Annotated in this window: 11 protein-coding genes and 6 pseudogenes; 7 read left to right on the plus strand and 10 right to left on the minus strand. The window is 68.8% G+C overall.

The features are described from left to right. Positions 1 to 68: 68 nt before the first annotated feature. The 3 genes and pseudogenes from ACTWQR_RS32610 to ACTWQR_RS32620 all read left to right on the plus strand — a co-directional run bounded on the left by ACTWQR_RS32610 (position 69) and on the right by ACTWQR_RS32620 (position 3,104). Positions 69 to 980 carry an alpha/beta fold hydrolase gene (locus tag ACTWQR_RS32610; protein WP_443230805.1) on the plus strand — a complete coding sequence of 304 codons (912 nt, stop codon included), beginning with the start codon at positions 69 to 71 and terminating at the stop codon, positions 978 to 980. A gap of 130 nt (positions 981 to 1,110) precedes the next feature. Next, positions 1,111 to 2,314 (plus strand): annotated as a pseudogene (locus ACTWQR_RS32615) (globin domain-containing protein). A 157-nt stretch (positions 2,315 to 2,471) separates the two neighbouring features. Beyond that, positions 2,472 to 3,104, plus strand: coding sequence for a TetR/AcrR family transcriptional regulator (locus ACTWQR_RS32620; protein ID WP_443230815.1), 633 nt, complete (start codon positions 2,472 to 2,474; stop codon positions 3,102 to 3,104). Here the strand turns inward: ACTWQR_RS32620 and ACTWQR_RS32625 are convergent. The 3 pseudogenes from ACTWQR_RS32625 to ACTWQR_RS32635 all read right to left on the minus strand — a co-directional run. Beyond that, a pseudogene (locus tag ACTWQR_RS32625) lies at positions 3,076 to 3,375 on the minus strand (alpha/beta hydrolase); the annotation flags it as partial. The gene ACTWQR_RS32620 and the pseudogene ACTWQR_RS32625 sit on opposite strands and share 29 nt — an antisense overlap. A 44-nt stretch (positions 3,376 to 3,419) precedes the next feature. Next, a pseudogene (locus tag ACTWQR_RS32630) lies at positions 3,420 to 3,548 on the minus strand (ABC transporter ATP-binding protein); the annotation flags it as partial. A gap of 154 nt (positions 3,549 to 3,702) precedes the next feature. Then, a pseudogene (locus ACTWQR_RS32635) lies at positions 3,703 to 4,092 on the minus strand (P-loop NTPase); the annotation flags it as partial. A 2,216-nt stretch (positions 4,093 to 6,308) separates the two neighbouring features. Here ACTWQR_RS32635 and ACTWQR_RS32640 point away from each other — a divergent pair. The 3 genes and pseudogenes from ACTWQR_RS32640 to ACTWQR_RS32650 form a co-directional block, all read left to right on the plus strand. After that, a complete protein-coding gene (locus ACTWQR_RS32640; protein ID WP_443230816.1) occupies positions 6,309 to 6,608 on the plus strand; it encodes a peptidase in 300 nt (99 codons plus the stop codon). Positions 6,609 to 6,617: 9 nt separating this feature from the next. Continuing rightward, positions 6,618 to 6,809, plus strand: coding sequence for a hypothetical protein (locus ACTWQR_RS32645; protein ID WP_443230806.1), 192 nt, complete (start codon positions 6,618 to 6,620; stop codon positions 6,807 to 6,809). After that, positions 6,800 to 7,293 (plus strand): annotated as a pseudogene (locus ACTWQR_RS32650) (ATP-binding protein); the annotation flags it as partial. The gene ACTWQR_RS32645 and the pseudogene ACTWQR_RS32650, both read left to right, overlap by 10 nt. Positions 7,294 to 7,551: 258 nt before the next feature. On the opposite strand, the gene ACTWQR_RS32655 reads toward ACTWQR_RS32650, so the two are convergent. The 3 genes from ACTWQR_RS32655 to ACTWQR_RS32665 all read right to left on the minus strand — a co-directional run bounded on the left by ACTWQR_RS32655 (position 7,552) and on the right by ACTWQR_RS32665 (position 11,215). Beyond that, complete coding sequence (locus ACTWQR_RS32655; RefSeq protein ID WP_443230807.1) at positions 7,552 to 8,133, minus strand: hypothetical protein; 582 nt, start codon at positions 8,131 to 8,133, stop codon at positions 7,552 to 7,554. Further along, positions 8,133 to 10,607 carry a DnaB-like helicase C-terminal domain-containing protein gene (locus ACTWQR_RS32660; protein WP_443230808.1) on the minus strand — a complete coding sequence of 825 codons (2,475 nt, stop codon included), beginning with the start codon at positions 10,605 to 10,607 and terminating at the stop codon, positions 8,133 to 8,135. Before ACTWQR_RS32660 ends, ACTWQR_RS32655 begins: the two co-directional genes overlap by 1 nt. Positions 10,608 to 10,723: 116 nt before the next feature. Then, positions 10,724 to 11,215 (minus strand): hypothetical protein, encoded by a 492-nt coding sequence (locus ACTWQR_RS32665; RefSeq protein WP_443230809.1) that lies wholly within the window; start codon positions 11,213 to 11,215, stop codon positions 10,724 to 10,726. 651 nt (positions 11,216 to 11,866) lie between these two features. Here ACTWQR_RS32665 and ACTWQR_RS32670 point away from each other — a divergent pair. Further along, positions 11,867 to 12,772 (plus strand): alpha/beta hydrolase, encoded by a 906-nt coding sequence (locus ACTWQR_RS32670; RefSeq protein ID WP_443230817.1) that lies wholly within the window; start codon positions 11,867 to 11,869, stop codon positions 12,770 to 12,772. Positions 12,773 to 12,846: 74 nt separating this feature from the next. Here ACTWQR_RS32670 and ACTWQR_RS32675 read toward each other — a convergent pair. The 4 genes and pseudogenes from ACTWQR_RS32675 to ACTWQR_RS32690 all read right to left on the minus strand — a co-directional run. After that, positions 12,847 to 13,131: pseudogene (locus ACTWQR_RS32675) on the minus strand (response regulator); the annotation flags it as partial. Between the two features lie 124 nt (positions 13,132 to 13,255). Then, the gene (locus tag ACTWQR_RS32680; protein WP_443230810.1) at positions 13,256 to 13,924 is read right to left on the minus strand and encodes a potassium-transporting ATPase subunit C; all 669 of its coding nucleotides are present in this window, start codon (positions 13,922 to 13,924) and stop codon (positions 13,256 to 13,258) included. 5 nt (positions 13,925 to 13,929) lie between these two features. Beyond that, the gene (kdpB, locus tag ACTWQR_RS32685) at positions 13,930 to 16,086 is read right to left on the minus strand and encodes a potassium-transporting ATPase subunit KdpB (RefSeq protein ID WP_443230811.1); all 2,157 of its coding nucleotides are present in this window, start codon (positions 16,084 to 16,086) and stop codon (positions 13,930 to 13,932) included. After that, positions 16,083 to 16,237 (minus strand): potassium-transporting ATPase subunit KdpA (locus tag ACTWQR_RS32690; protein WP_443230818.1); only part of this gene is annotated, 155 nt, incomplete at its 5' end. The genes kdpB and ACTWQR_RS32690, both read right to left, overlap by 4 nt.

Here is a 16,237-nt window from a genome sequence, read left to right on the forward strand (position 1 = left end):
ATAACAATGTCATCAACAGTGACGAATTCTCTTGGAGTCCAGCCACCGCGCACGGATCATCGGACGACGTGAAGCACTCGTATCAGTCCTCGCCGCTTTCTCCCGGCACTCATGCGCTCACCGTCCCCCACGGTCTCGCCCACATCGAACAGCGGTACCACGTCACCGGTTCGGGCCCCGTGTGCGTCGCTCATTCAGGCGGGCCGGGCATCGGCTGGGAGTACCTCCGGATGCCTGAGCTGGAAGAGCGTCTGACCATGGTCTACGTCGAGCCGGTCGGAACGGGGCGCTCCGGACATCTGCCGGACGCCCGTGACTACACCGTGGCCACGTACGCGAACCTCCTGCACCATGTCGTCGAACACCTCGGGCAGCCGCGGATCCAGTTGCTCGGGCACTCCCACGGTGGTTTCGTCGCCCAGCAGTACGCACTTGACCACCCGGACCGCCTTGCCTCTCTCGTCCTGTACGACACCTCTCCTGTGGCGGACGACGCGTTCTGGTCGACGGCGGTCGCCGCCATGGAACGGTTCGTGGAACGGAACGTCGACGCCCATCCTGAGGTGGCCGGTTACACCGCCGCCCTCACCACCCCTCTCGGCCTCTTGAACGACGACAGTGCCACCGCTGTCCTGCGGCAGATCATGCCGGCCTATGTCTTCGACTACTGGGGCCGAGAAGGGGAGTTCGGGCCTGCCCGTCGGTTGCTGCGGATGTACGCGGCCCCCAACCGCGGGGAGGGCGCTCCGTTCGACGTGCGGCCAGAGCTGTCCCGTATCACCACTCCGGCCCTGGTCCTGGCCGGGAAGGACGATTTCATCTGCGGACCTCACTGGGCCCGTCTCCTTCTCGAGTCGATGCCCGCCGCCGAGTTGTCGGTCCTGAAGGACACCGGACACCTCGGGCACGTCGAACGGCCCTCTCAGTTCAGCGCCGCGGTGCTGGGGTTCCTCCGGGCGCACGGCGTTCTCTCCTCGTAGCCCGTCACACGGTGCGCCGTAGCTGTCACAAGGTGAGCCACTGTCCGGTCAAATCATTCGAACACGGATGAGGCACCGGCGGTGACTCACACCGGAGAACAGGCATCTCATTCACCAGTTCGGAGTCGGCATGCTGTCCGAACGATCCGCACAGATCGTCCGCACCACTCCCCCCGCCGTGGGCGCCTCCCTCGGCGCCATCACCGAGCCGTTCCACCTCTGTATGTTCGAGGAACGGCCCGAGCTGCTCCGCGACTTGTGCGACTTGTTCAACCGGGCGAACCAGGCCAGTGGCGCGCAGAGAGAGGCTCTCGCCGGTGCCGTCGCCGCCTTCGCGACCGCGCTCGTGGAACACCCCGACGAGCGCCCCGAGGCGGTGCTGGGCCGCAACGCGAACAAGCACGCCGCGCTCGGCATCACCTCCGACCAGTACACGCTGGTCGCCCGGCACCTCCTCGGAGCCGTCGCCGAGGTCCTCGGTGACGCCGTGACTCCGGGGTTGCATCCGCATGGGACGAGGTCTACTGGCTGATGGCCAACGCTCTCATCGCCATGGAAGCGCGCCCGTACGCGCAGGCACAGGTCGAGGACGGTGCCGTCTGGCAGACCATGGAGATCACGGAACGCCATGAGGAGACCCCCGACGCGGTGTCCCTCGTCCTGCGACGCGCCGACGGGTCACCGACCGGACCGTACATCCCAGGCCAGTACGTCAGCGTGCGGGTCGAACTGCCCGACGAAGCACACCAGATACGGCAGTACAGACTCTCCTCGGCCCCCGGCCTCAAGACCTGGCGCATCACCGTCAAGCGGGAGTACTCCGCCGACGGTCAAGTGCCCGAGGGCGAGGTCTCCTCCTGGCTGCACGCCCACGCCAATCCCGGCGACACCCTCCAGATCTCCCTCCCCTTCGGCGACCTCCTGCTCCCTGAGGGCGACGGCCCGCTGCTCGCCTCGGCAGGCATCGGCGTCACCCCCATGCTGGAACACCTGGCCACCACCTCGCCCCACCGGCCCGTGACCGTCGTCCACGCGGACCGCTCTCCCTCCAATCACGCCCACCGGCTCGAACTCGTCGAACTGGTCGGCCGACTCCCCCATGCCTCGCTGCACGTGTGGTTGAGGACACCGACCACCCGGACGCCGCCGCGGACCATGTCAACGAGGGCTGGGCCGACATCGCCCGCCTCTCCCCCGCCCCTGACGCCACGGCATTCCTGTGCGGTCCCCTGGCCTTCATAAAGGCCGTCCGCACCGACCTGCTCGCCCACGGGCTGAGTCCCCGATCCATCCACTACGAAGTGTTCGGCCCGGACCTCAGGCTCAGCAAGTAGAACACCCGCCGCGTGACAGCCACCCAAAGGACCTCAACCAGTGAGCGAAAAGGTGTGCTCGCAGCTACAGACAGACGCCGCGCACAGAACGCCAAGAACACCACGACCACGGCACCGGTCAGAAGCAACCGCACCGGAGCGGAACCCCACGGAGGCACTGCGCGTCGACGCCGAGCGCAACCGCGAGCGCATCCTGGCGGCAGCCCGCCGTCTCATCTCCCGCGAAGGACTCGGTGTCCCCATGACCGCCGTCGCACGCGAGGCCGGCGTCGGCAACGCCACCCTGTTCCGCCGATTCGGCACCAGGGAGCGCCTCATCGACGCTGTCTACACGGATCGTGTGGAGGCCCACCACAGCCTTGTGACGGCCTGCTCGAACGACCCGGACCCCTGGCAGGGTTTCGCCGACTACGTCCAGTGCGTCTGCGCCCGGCAGATCGCGGACCCGACCTTCGTCGAGGTCTTGACCATGACCTTCCCCGCCGGCGCCGTGGAGACCCGCCGCGCCGAGGCATCCCGCGGTGCGCTCGGGCTCATCTCCCGGGCCAAGAAGGCCGGTTACCTGCGCGAGGACTTCAGCGACCGTGACCTCACCATTCTGCTGTTGGCCAACTCCGGCGTCGTCCAAGCAGGCGGCAACACCGCCTCGAACGCCTCGCGCCGCCTCGTGGCCCAGACACTGCGCGCCTATGCCACGCCGGACGCGCCCCTCACACCGGTGCCGGACGCTCCGCCTGCCACGGAGCTCTATCACGCCATGATCAGCCTCGTCCGATCGCGTCCCGCATGAGTCGGGCGAGCCAGTCGGTGCGGGTTCGGCGGGCCATGGTCGAGATCCGTGCCTGCGGGCACAGGGCGTCGAAGCCGTGGAAGCCGCCGGCCCAGACGTGGAGTTCGGCCTGGCCGCCCGACGCCCAGATGCGGGTGGCGTAGTCGGTGTCCTCGTCACGGAAGACCTCTGCGGAGCCGGTGTCGATGGAGGTCATCGGCAGACCCAAGGGGTCCTCGGCCAACCCCTGCGACATGTACGCGGACACCTCGGCGTCGGTGAGGTCTGAGACTCGGCAGGTCATCTCGACACCGGGTGGAATGTGGGTCTCAGGTCTGTGGTGGGCTTGCCGGAACCGTTCGGGCCGAGGAATCCCGTCACGCTTCCGGAACGCACCCCGAAGCTCAGGTCCTCGACGGCGACCGTCCCGCCGTACCGTTTGGTGAGACACCTGGCCTCGATCATCACGACTACCTGTTTCTGTTCGTGCGCCGGAAATTCCACGCGTCGGATGGACGTGTTCCATGCTCGGAACGGGAGACGGACGCCGGAAGGAGGCTGTCCTCCGAGACCTCTGGGGGAAATCCCCCAGGCCACGGGCGCGCGGAGCGTCGCTGACCGGCGTGAGGCTCAGCCTGCACCCCGCCAGACCCACCCCGCGCGCCACGGGAGCCGGTCGGCCACGGACCGCAGTTCCCTGGCCGCCAGAGCGTCCGGATCCGGCGACACCTGGCCGAGCGGGGGCCCAGGGCGTGCCCACGACCCGGGTGAGCGCATCGGCAGCCCGCCGCCCGCGCCCGACACCTCGAACCTTTTCGCCGCAGTGCGAGCACACCAGCCACGCCATGTTCTCGATCACGCCCGTGATCCGCTGGCGGGTCTGCACGGCGATCGCACCGGCCCGCTTGGCCACCTCCGCCGCAGCCCGCTGCGGAGTCGTCACCACCAAGAGCTCTGCCGACGGCACCAACTGGCCTACGGACAAGGCGATGTCACCCGTGCCCGGCGGTTAGCGGCACGGTCTCCGCTGCATGAGCCGGCGGGGCAGTGGCGAGCGGCAGCACGACCAGAGCGGCGGCCGCGAGGCCCCGAGAACAGACTTGATCATCTGCTGTTGACAGCGGCTGACGAACCACGCCATGGGGCGACTGCCCAGCAGGTCACCCGTGTGAGCGGAAACAGTCGTACCGGAGAAACGAACCTGCTCGGGGCGCACCGCCACGCGGCGATGGGTCAACTGCTGCGGACCTCCGAAACGTTCGCCCGCTGCTCCGACGCCCCAGCGACCCATCGGCGCGAGCCGGGCCCGTCACCATGGGGGAAGATTTTCTGATCACGGCCAAGCCACCTGCAGCGTCGACCTCATCGACCCCGCCACCGGGGCCTCGATCGGGGCGGGCTGGTCGTCCGAGGATTCCCCCAGCTCGGGAAATGCATGCGGGGGAATGTGGTTCAGGGGCGGGCAGTTGGCCGAATCGCGAGCCGACTCAGGCTGGCCGACGTTGCTTACGCTCTTCCCCATCGCTTACACAGAGCTCTACGCTCATCGGGTGTCCGAAAGCTCGCAGCCAGCCGTCAGCGCCGTCACCCTGGGGAGACCGTGGACGTCGGGACGTTGATCCTGTTGGGGACGGCAGGGGGGCTGCTGCGTGGGGCGCTGGATCTGTACGCCCGGTTCGTGTCCTGGCAAGGCGATCGCCGCGCCCATCGGCAGTGGACCGTGGCAGGCACGGCGCAGGGGGAAGCCCCGCGGTTCCAGGCGTACTTCGACCCCGCCGTCGATATCGCGGCGGCCGTTGTGCACAGCGTGATGGGCGCCGGGGCCGCAGTGCTCTTCGGCACCACGGGACAGATCAGCGGGGCATACGCCGCCCTTGTCGTCGGATTGTCGGCGCCGATGCTGCTCACCCAACTCAGCCGCATCCAGACGGTGAACGAAGCGGTAATGGGCGACCGGCAATCTGCTGGCGCGGCCATGGAGGCCGGTGCACCTTCGTCTTCATCTGACGTGGGCGGTGCGGACGGCCATGGCACCGTAGAAGCCCCCGCAGCCGCCGTCGCGCCGTCCGCTCCTTCGCCCCGAACGGAGTCCCCTGCCTCCGCGGGACCCATCCAGCCCCCCGCCCTTGCAGAAAACCCGCCGCTGCCCGTGCGACCGGTGCCTTTGAACAGGTCTTCTGCCGCAGTCGCGGATACTCGCCCGCCAGATCCTGCACCCGGCGAGATTGACGCAAACCGATCACGGCTCCTGGATCCCACGCGCCCCGGGGACGTTTCCTTCCCTGCGAGGGCGGCCGACGGAACGGGATCTGGCTTCGATGGCCAAGGCGCGCCACGATGGCGACAGCGGCCGGCGATCGGGGAGGACGGGCTGTGAACAGCGTTCCGCGACACCTGCTGGTTGAAGACCGTCAGGACTTCGAGCGGATCCTCGACGAGGTGCTGCGTGCCGGCCCTCACAGCCCTCACGCCCCGGAACTGACCGCCATGGGTCAACAGCTCAGCCGTGAGCAACTGCGCACCATGGTGCTGAACGCCACCACCCTCATCACGGCTGCCGCGGCGACCGAGTACCGGCACTACGTACGGCTTCGCGAAGAGCTCCGCGGGCAGGCGTCCTCATACGAGTCCTCAGGCACCAACTTCTCGTCCTCGGCGGACGCTCTCTCCTCCTGTGCCGTGCCCCGCTCCGGCACCAGCCCGGCGGCCACCGGCCACCACGCCCTGGCAAACCTGGGCCGTCGCTTCGCTGTGGTCGTCCTGGGTGCCGGACCACCGGGCGGCGGCAGGATCAGTAACGGAGTCGCTCCGCAGCGCTGGGCCGGGATGTCCTACGGCCGCCGCCTGCTGGCAGCACTGATCGGTCTGCGCGTACGCCCAGTGTCCGTGACGACGACCAGAGCGCGGACGCTGCGTGCGTCCGAGCAGCAGGCCAACCACAAGACACCCGCCCCGGAAACGACCGAGAGCCAGGAATTGGCCCGGGCCAGAGAAGCCTGGCAACAAGCCGTGCTGGAACGCGGCATCATGCCCTTTCTGCGGGAGGCCCTCGCCGACTCCGCCACGGTATCCCCGCGCTCGAACACCCCCGAGCCCATCAGCCTCCTACCGCGCCGCGACTACGACCGCTCTGGCGGCCTCGGCGCCCGTCCCAGCCCCACTCCGGCACGGCGCCTGCACTTGACCACCCCGGACTTCGCAGGCCCGGAAACGGAAACCGTCACCATGCAGGCGCAGACGGACACTGTCAGCACGGAGACGCCCGCGCCCAGGGCCGTGCGCTCCTACTCGGTCGCGCCGGGCAGCCGCCTCAACGTCCGCAGCGGTCCGGGCACGACGTACAGCATCGTGCGTGTCCTGCCTGAGGGCGTTCGGGTCCCGATCAACTGCCAGTGCCCCGGCGAGACGATCAGAGGTCCGTACGGCACGACGAACCTCTGGGACAACATCGCCGACGGTGAATACGTCTCGGACGTGTACGTAAACACGGGCAGTGACGGATACATCGCACCACGCTGCTCCTGACCCGACGACGTGGTCGCGCTGGAGGCCCGCAAGGCCGCGCAGGCAGCCGGCCGGGCCCCCACCCACCGTCAGCGCACGCCGTCACCGCCGGACCCATTCGAGCCGCCCCGTCCGCAGGTCAGCCACCTCACCGCACGCCGCCTGGCCGGCTCCCTGCCCGAAGACGCCCGCCCGCTGCCCCGCCTGGAGCAGTGGGACTAACTACTCCACCTGCGCCGGAAGGACTCGTCACGACTGCCGCCCATCACACGCTCACCGCACAGGCGTCCGACGCCGCGATCGACACCGCCTGCCGCATGCTCCGGCTGCCCACCATGCGCGCCCAGGCCACCGACACCATCGCCCGCGCCGAACGCGAGGCGCTCTGCTACGCGGGCTCCTCGCCGAGTTCCTGATGGCCGAGTGCGAGGACCGCGACCGACGCCGAGCTGAACGACGCATCCGCGCCGCCCGCTTCCCTCGCGAGAAGTCCCTGCGCGACTTCGACTACAACGCCAACCCCAACGTCGACCCGGCCGTTATCCACAGCCTCGCCACCTGCGACTGGATCACCAAGGGCTACCCCCTGTGTCTGATGGGAGATTCCGGCACCGGTAAGTCCAACCTGCTGATCGCGCTGGGCACCGCTGCCATCGTGACCGGCTACCGCGTCCGCTGCACCACCGCCGCCAGCCTGGTCAACGAGCCGGGCCAGATCCAATTCCGAGATCTCCTGCGAAGCGCTGTCCCGCAGCCCGTCCCTCAACCCAGGACACGACCATCACGGATGCCGCGAGGCAAGCCGCACGAAACGGACTAAAGTCACCCCAGAGGGTGACCCTGCCCTCGACTACAGCCATCGGACGAGAGATCAAAGGCCATCGATCCGGTAACTTGGGCCGTTCCGTGTGATGGCTCATGTGCGGAAATCCCTTTCGGCTTCGGCGTGGTCGCCGGGCGGGGGTCAGACGGTGACGGTGTAGGAGGATCCGGGGAATTCCCAGCCGTCGGTCCCCTCACCGATGTCCTCGATGATCACGTACTCGACGAAGTCGTCCTCGAACGCGTCGTCGCTGAGTTCGCCCTCGGCCCACTTCCGCTCGATCTCAGCCCAGTTGCCGCTGCGGCCGTCGATCCGCAGCGGCGCCGGGATGCGGCCGTGTTCGTTGAGTTCACCGCGGATGCGGTCGTCGTCGCCGGTCCTGACGCGGCCTCGGATCTCGAACTGGCCGTTTTTGAAGGGCTGCGGAATGGGGTCGGCCGGTACGATCGCGATGTTCTCGTAGGCGGCGTGGATGATCCCTTGGTAGCTGCGGCGGACGTTGTACTCCGGATCCGACAGCCACTTGACCAGGGTCTCGGGCCGGACGGTCAGCCCTGCCCGTTCGAGGGCCTCCCAGCCTCGCTGCGTGTGGGTGAGCTGGGAGAGCTGGGCGTGCCAGTGCTTGGCGTGGTAGCTGGACAGGCGTCGCAGGGGCTGGACGCCGTGGTCGCGGAGCAGCGCGTTGAGGGCGGCGCCGAGGGAGCCGCCCGTGCCCGTGGCCATCAGGCCTCACGTCCCGCCGGGGCGGTCTTGACCTTGACCTCGCCGAATCCGGTGCCGACTTTGTAGGTGTCGGGGGCCTGGCCGTCGGGGGTGAGGAAGACGGCCTCGTCGACGTTGCGCAGGGCGATGAGGGTGTGCCCGGCCTGGACGGCGCGCCAGGCGACGCTCCAGTGTCGTACGGAGGCCTCGGCGACCAGGGCCATGCGCCAGTCCGGGCGCCAGAACGGCGAGTTGACTTTCTCACCCTTGGGCCACAGCAGACGCAACGCGATGGACAGCCGGCGCTTGTACTCCACGTACGGCTCGCCGCCGGCCTGGACGAGCTCGGCGCGCGCTTCCCGGGCCACCTTGTAGAAGTGCTTGAACAGCGACTCGTTGGCCTTGCCGGTCCAGGAGTCGTGAACGACGAGCGGCTCGGCGATGTGCCCCTCCCTGGTGAGCTTCTGGAGCTGGCGCAGGTGGGGGGTGGTCACCCAGACGCGGCCCTGGTCATCAGCCCGCTCGGCGAGACGGCCCAGCGGGTGCGGCATGTTCCGGTGGTTCCAGGCGGGGACGGTGATCAGGAACGCCCCGGCGCGGTCCTTGCCGACCTCCTCCAGCGGGCCGGTGTGAAACAGCTTGTTCGGCGCGAGCGGCACTCCGGAGCAGGCCGACGGGTAGGAGCCGTTGCGGTCGATGGTGCACAGGCTGCCGGCACCGAACTGCTCGGGCACGAGGAGCCGGTCGCGTTTGCCCGCCTTCGTCTTCTCGGTCGTGATGTCGGGGTGGACCCAGCGGGGCTCGCCGTCCATGGCCTCACTGAAGATCGTCCACGGCTCGCCGGCCCGGTCTGTCTTCCGGATTACCAGGATGGGGTTGTACGTCGACCGACCCACGGCGTCCTTGAGGATCTTCAGCCCTCGGAAGACGGCGCCTTCCGGCTCCTCCTCGTCTTCGCCCGGCTGTACCCAGGCGTCGTCCTCGGCCTCGTCGTCCGAGGCTGGCTGGGCATCCGCGGCGGGCCGGACAACGGCCGGGTTTTCGGCAGGTGCCTGCTGCTGGGTGGTGCCGGTCGCGGCCCCGGGGCCGGCGTGGGTGCGCAGGGCCGGGCAGGAGGCGCGCAGCGCGGGGTGGTAGTCACGCAGGGCGTTGGCCAGTCGACGGCCTTGGGCGTCGTCTGGCAGGTGGGCCACCGACTTGAAGGCGGAGACCAGTTCGACGCCGAGACTCTCCACGGCTGCGTCGTCGCCGTCACTCACCGCGGTGCGCAGGGCGGCCAGGACCCGCGTGGCCTCGGCAGGCAGTCCCCGCTGGGCGCCGGACGTGTAGGGCAGCGCCGCTTCCGCCAGTTCCACCGCAGGGCTCTGGGGAGCGTCGGTGAACCGGGCGTGGAGCAGGTCGGGCTGCAGGTACGCCGAGCCGATCGTGCCGAAGTCGCGTTCCGTGACCGTCACTTGGACCTTGGAGGGGTCGGTGGTGGCCGTGAGCGTCATCAGGACGTCGGCGTCCATCAGGCCCAGGAGCGTGGGGTCGTCGCTGTCCACGACGGCCAGTACCGGTACGTGCAGGGTGCGCGCGAGGCCGGCCAGGACCTGGGAGGCGTCCGGGAGGCGGTCCCCGGACAGCGGCAGGCGGGCGCTGTGGGCGGCCTGGAGCCGGTCCACCACTACGAGGGCCAGGCGCTCCATGTGCGGGGCGGTGTCCGCGATGTCCTCGGCGGTCAGGTCGCTGCCGTCATCGATGAGCAGCAGGTCGCCCACACCCGCCTGGACCAGCTGGTGGGCGACCTGCTGCTCGTGCTCGGTGAGGCGGCCCTGCTTCAGGCGCGGGTAGTCGCCCCCGGTCTCCGCGGAGAGGATCCGGCGGAAGATGTCGTCCCGGTTCGGTCCCGACGCCGCGTACAGGACCGTGCGGTGGTCGACGAGCGCCGTCTGCCGTGCGGCCGCCAGCCCCAGCAGGCTTCCGCCGACATTCGGTGCGGCCGCCACGAGCGTCAGCCGGCCCGGCTGCAGACCGCCCGTTGCGGCGTCCAGGCCGGGCAGCCCGAACGTGGGACCACCGGCGGGGCCGGGCGTGAGCACAGAACCGATGGCGTCGCCCAGCGTGGCGAGCCTGCGCGGCGCGCTGCCGCGGTCTTGAGTGCCCGGGCTGTTCACCGCGTCTCCTGCGAGCACCGCGCCGGTGTGCGCGGTGATGTCGGACGAGAGAGCACCTGAGGATGAGTCGGCCGGGAGCAACACCGCGACCGGTGTCGTGTTCCGTCGGAGCACCTGCGGCTGGCCCTGAGCCGCCCTCGTGATGAGGTCACCGAAGTCCTTCTGCGCCGCACTCAGTACGTGGGACGGGAACGCATCGGTCTTCCGGGCCGCCGGGAACCGGTCCAACGGCGCCAGCAGTGCGCGATCCTCCCGCTTGTGGATCAGCGTCGTCACCCCGTCGTCCTCGGCGCGCTTGACCAGGGCATAGAGATCCTTACGGGCTTCGGTCGCGTTCATCGCGGGCTCCGCCTGTGGTGACTGACTCACTCGCCCTCCTAGAACTCTCAACTCCCTACCACGATACAGATATTCACTCACTTCATTAACTGAAGGCATAATATTTTTCGAGATTCTCACTCATTTGTGAGGCTCTTCGGTGTGAATTGACGGCTTGAAGCACTCGCTGTCCTTGAAGCACTCACTGCCGGTGCCGACGGACGGCCGCACGACACCACGAGGCCCGGGCCCAGAGGGGCGGGTAGCGCGTCCACTGCCGACATCTCTGCCGCGTACGCGATCAGGTCGGCGACGTGACCAGGGCCAACGTCAGGGCGGCACGCCGCAGCGACGGCCAGTCGCCGGGGGCATCCAGCAGCAACGTCCACGGCGTCGCCGATCCGGTCCTCGTTCAGCTGGTTCTCAACCTCGAATTCCGCCATCGACTGTGCCCGGTCCTCACGACTCCCGTCCGCCGCCTCCTCCACGAGTTCCAGTGCCAGGGCGACCATGTCGTCGCTCACCGACAGCGCGATCCCCAACTCCCGCAGTTGCTCCGGCGCCAATTGCTCCAACAGCTTCTGCAGGTGACCTGCAACCGCTGCGTTCGCCTTGCTCAGCGAGGGCAACTCGACATTGGGAACCGGCGGGTGGCCAACTCGCGGACGTCGTCTACGCCTTCTAGCCGCTCGGCGAAGTCCAGGGCCGCGTCGACCGCCGCGAGGGTGGCCGTGCTCTGCGGCGCCGGGGCAACCGGCGACCCGGCACAGCGCCGCCGACCGGCCCCAGCACCAGACTGGCACTCTCGAACCTCTGCGCCATCGCGCCTCCCCCGGTCCTGGTCACAGCCGGTCGGTGAACTCGCAGCGCGCGTGCACGGCAAGCAGGCGGGAAGGATCCCGGAGCGTTGCGGGGTCAGGTCAAGCGGCCCGTACAGCAGAGCCGATCCCCTCAGGCGGGCGGCCTCCACCCATGCGGCGGACACCGGCTTCAGCTCCGGGGCGGTCCACCGTTGTCCGGATTGCTCGCCCGTCACCTAGCGCGATGCCGAAACGAAGATGACCTTCCGTCCGTGATCACGGGAGTTCCACGCTTCCAGACCACGCGGAACGGCTGCACTGGAAGGTGGTGCTGGGTCTACCCCTGTGGTGGTGCTGGACCGCTGGTGGGCCAAGCGGGTCGTTCATAGCGTCGTACTCATGATGGATGACACGAACGAAGGACGAACGGGTGCCACCAGGCGGACGGCATTGCGTGGGCTGGGACTCGCGGTGGGGGGCATGGCCCTGGCCACCGGGCTCGGAACCTCGCCGGCCGCAGCGGACCCGCGTCGCGGTCTCACCACCTACGTGCTGGTGCACGGTACCCACAGCGCCGGCGCGTTCTGGATGCCGATCGCGCGGGAGCTGACGCTGCGCGGTCACCGCGTCGTCATGGTGGACCAGCCGCGGCATGGCGCGGAGGCTTTCGTGCCGGAGTCGTACCAGCGGCAGGACCTCAAAGCGATGACGGCCGAGCGTTCCCCGCTGAAGGGCCTCGGGCTGGAGGATTACGAGGCGCGCGTCACGGGCATCGTGCGGCGGGCGGCACGGAACGGCCCGGTGGTGCTGGTCGGGCACAGCCTGGGTGGCGTATCGGTCAGCCGTGTCGGCGATGCCGTCCCGCATCTGCTGCACCACATCTGCTACATGGCGGCCTTCTGTCCCAGCCGCGTCCTGCCCACAGCGGACGCCTGCACGGCGGCACCCGAGAACGCGAACGCCGTCAGCCCGGTCGAGCTGACGGTGGGTGACCCGGACGGGCTCGGTGTCCTACGACTGAACTTCCGGACAGGTGACAGCCGTCAGCTGGCCCTCCTGAAGGAGATGATCTGCGCGGACTACCCCGACGCCGAATTCCGCCGGATACTGGCCGGCATGCAGACCGACGAGCCCGTCGCCGCTTATGCGGGCCGAGCGGTCGGCCGGGCTGGTAGCTGGGGACGCATTCCCCGCACCTACCTGCGTTTCGGCAGGGACCGGACGATCGCCACCGCACTCCAGGACCGAATGATCGCGGAAGCCGACGCGTTCACGCCCGGCAACAGCTTCCGCGTGCACGATTTTTCCCGGGCGTCACACGCCGGCCCTCTGGATCCCATCCCGGTCGCAGAAATCCTGGACACGCTCGCAGGGCAGGAGGGCTAGGCCGTTTCTGATGGCTCTTGGTGGGCTGGGTGGATCTCGTGGTTGGCCGACCAAGACGCTCGTATGGTGCGGCGAGCCCCCGCGTCGAGCGCGGCGACCTTCTCGTCGGAGGCCCGGCGGGCGGACAGCACCAGGATCGGGATCTTGGTCCAGCCGCGCAGGGCCTTGATGACGTCCGTGCCGTCCATGTCCGGCAGCCCCAGATCGAGGAGGACCACATCGGGCTGGCGGGCGGCGGCGAGCCGCAGCGCGGTGGCGCCGTCGGGGGCCGCGTCGACGCCGTACTGCCGTGCCTGCATGTTGATCACGAGGGCCCGTACGAGCTGGGGGTCGTCCTCTACGACCAGTACCCGGGTCATCGGTGTGCGCCTTTCCTGTTGCACGGAGAGCCAGAGGATGCGGAACCCATGTCAGGGCCGCGGGAGTTGACGGATCGGAAATGCCTCCAGTCCCGCCAACTCCCGCGGGGTGCGCGTAAGGCCATCAGCTCTTCGCCACGAGTTCCTTGAGCGCGATGTTGAGTTCGAGGACGTTGACCGTGGGCTCGCCCATGAAGCCGAGGACGCGGCCGTCGGTGTGCTCGTCCACGAGCTTCTGGACCTGGGCGGCGGGCAGGCCGTTCTTCTCGGCGATCCGGTGGACCTGGATGTCGGCGTAGGCCGGGGGGATGTCCGGGTCCAGGCCTGAGGCCGAGGAGGTGACCGCGTCGGCGGGTACGTCGGACGCCTTGACCTTGTAGTCCGCGGTCGAGTTGTCCTTGATGACCGCCGCCTTGGCGTCCTTGACCCACGTGATCAGGTCGGCGTTGTCACCGGAACGGTTCGTGGCGCCGGACAGGATCAGCTTGTACTGGGTGTTGACGCTGTTGGCGCCCAGACCGTTCTGCGGGCGCCCCTGGAACCACTTCAGGTCGGGCTCCGGGGTCTCCTGGCCCTTCTTCAGCGGCAGGTTGTACGCCTGGCCGATGAGCGAGGAGCCGACGACCTTGCCGTCCGCTTTGATCTCGGAGCCGTTCGCCTTGCCGGGGAAGATTCCCTGGGCGACGCCGGTGATGGCCAGCGGGTAGAGGATGCCCGTCACCACGGTGAGCACCAGGAGGGCGCGCAGGCCGGCCCAGAGCAACCGGGCAGTGTTCGTAACCGAGTTGTTCATGGCGGTCAGCCGATCCCGGGGATGAGGGAGATGAGCAGGTCGATGATCTTGATGCCGAGGAAGGGGGCGATCAGCCCGCCCAGGCCGTAGATCCCGAGGTTGCGCCGCAGCATCTTGTCCGCGCTGACCGGGCGGTACTGCACGCCCCGCAGGGCGAGCGGCACGAGCGCGATGATGATCAGCGCGTTGAAGATGACCGCGGACAGGATCGCGGAGTCGGGCGAGGACAGGTTCATGATGTTGAGCTTGTTCAGGCCCGGGTAGACCGCCGCGAACAGCGCCGGGATGATCGCGAAGTACTTGGCGACGTCGTTGGCGATCGAGAAGGTCGTCAACGCGCCCCGGGTGATGAGGAGCTGCTTGCCGATCTCGACGATCTCGATGAGCTTGGTCGGGTTGGAGTCGAGGTCGACCATGTTGCCGGCCTCCTTGGCGGCCGACGTCCCGGTGTTCATCGCCACCCCGACGTCGGCCTGCGCGAGGGCCGGTGCGTCGTTCGTGCCGTCGCCGGTCATCGCGACGAGCTTGCCGCCCGCCTGCTCACGCTTGATGAGGGCCATCTTGTCCTCGGGGGTGGCCTCGGCGAGGAAGTCGTCGACGCCGGCTTCATCGGCGATCGCCTTGGCGGTCAGCGGGTTGTCGCCCGTGATCATGATCGTCTTGATGCCCATCCGGCGCAGTTCGTCGAACCGCTCGCGCATGCCTTCCTTGACGACGTCCTTGAGGTGGATCACCCCGAGGACGCGGGCGCCCTTGTCGTCCTCGACGGCGACCAGCAGCGGGGTGCCGCCCGCCTCGGAGATGGAGTTGGAGATGGTGTCGGCGTCCTCGGCGACCGTGCCGCCCCGCTCCTTCACCCAGGCGAGCACCGAACCGGTGGCCCCCTTGCGAACCTTGCGGACAGTGCCGTTCTCTGTGAGGTCGACACCCGACATGCGGGTTTGCGCGGTGAAGGCGATCCACTCGGCATGCGCCAGCTCGCCCTGGTGACGCTCACGCAGCCCGTACTTCTCCTTCGCCAGTACGACGATGGAACGGCCTTCGGGCGTCTCGTCGGCCAGCGACGACAACTGCGCGGCGTCCGCCAGCTCGGCCTCGGCCGTGCCACCTACCGGTACGAACTCGGCGGCCTGGCGATTGCCGAGTGTGATGGTGCCGGTCTTGTCGAGCAGCAAGGTCGACACGTCGCCCGCGGCCTCGACCGCCCTGCCCGACATGGCCAGTACGTTGCGCTGCACCAGCCGGTCCATGCCCGCGATACCGATCGCGGACAGCAGCGCGCCGATCGTGGTCGGGATCAGGCAGACGAGCAGCGCCACCAGCACGACCATCGTCAGGTGCGTGCCCGCGTAGTTGGCGAGCGGCGGCAGCGTGGCCACCGCGAGCAGGAAGATGATCGTGAGCGAGGCGAGCAAAATGTTCAGCGCGATCTCGTTCGGGGTCTTCTGCCGGGCGGCGCCCTCGACCAGGTTGATCATCCGGTCGATGAAGGTCTCGCCCGGCTTCGTCGTGATCTTGATGACGATGCGGTCGGAGAGGACCTTCGTGCCGCCGGTGACGGCCGAGCGGTCGCCGCCGGACTCCCGGATGACCGGCGCCGACTCACCGGTGATCGCCGACTCGTCCACGGACGCGACGCCCTCGACGACGTCACCGTCGCCGGGGATGATGTCGCCCGCCTCGCAGACGACCAGGTCGCCGATGCGCAGCTCGGTGCCGGGCACCTGCTCCTCACGGTCCCCCACGAGCCGCCGGGCGACGGTGTCGGTCTTGGCCTTGCGCAGGGTGTCGGCCTGAGCCTTGCCGCGCCCCTCGGCCACCGCCTCCGCCAGGTTCGCGAAGATCACGGTGAGCCAGAGCCAGGCGCTGATCGTCCAGCCGAACCAGTCGCCCGGGTCCTTGAACGAGAACACCGTAGTCAGCACCGACCCGACCAGCACCACGAACATCACCGGGGACTTGACCATCACCCGCGGATCGAGCTTGCGGAAGGCGTCCGGCAGCGACCTGAGCAGCTGCTTGGGATCGAAGAGTCCCGCGCCGACCCGGCCTTCGCCGGTCTTGTGGCCGGTCGGTGCGTCCTGGTGGGGAGCGAGCGTCGGAGTCGAGGTCGGAGTCGGGGTGGACATCGAGTCCTCTTGATTCGTTACGTCGGTGGTCATGACGCCAGCCCCTCGGCCAGCGGTCCCAGCGCCAGCGCCGGGAAGTAGGTCAGACCGGTGATGATCAGGATCGCGCCCACCAACAACCCGGTGAACAGCGGCTTCTCGGTGCGCAGCGTGCCCGCGGTGGCCGGCACCGGCTGCTGCTCGG

This window comes from Streptomyces sp. 2A115, assembly GCF_052245575.1.
Lineage (GTDB): Bacteria > Actinomycetota > Actinomycetes > Streptomycetales > Streptomycetaceae > Streptomyces.

What these genes read in the sequence shown, in the direction of transcription:
- ACTWQR_RS32670 (WP_443230817.1), top strand. Translation starts at nt 11,867, where the DNA reads ATGGCCCTGGCCACCGGGCTCGGAACCTCGCCGGCCGCAGCGGACCCG.
- ACTWQR_RS32640 (WP_443230816.1), top strand. Translation starts at nt 6,309, where the DNA reads ATGCAGGCGCAGACGGACACTGTCAGCACGGAGACGCCCGCGCCCAGG.
- ACTWQR_RS32660 (WP_443230808.1), bottom strand. Translation starts at nt 10,607, where the DNA reads ATGAACGCGACCGAAGCCCGTAAGGATCTCTATGCCCTGGTCAAGCGC.
- ACTWQR_RS32680 (WP_443230810.1), bottom strand. Translation starts at nt 13,924, where the DNA reads ATGAACAACTCGGTTACGAACACTGCCCGGTTGCTCTGGGCCGGCCTG.
- ACTWQR_RS32655 (WP_443230807.1), bottom strand. Translation starts at nt 8,133, where the DNA reads ATGGCCACGGGCACGGGCGGCTCCCTCGGCGCCGCCCTCAACGCGCTG.
- kdpB (WP_443230811.1), bottom strand. Translation starts at nt 16,086, where the DNA reads ATGACCACCGACGTAACGAATCAAGAGGACTCGATGTCCACCCCGACT.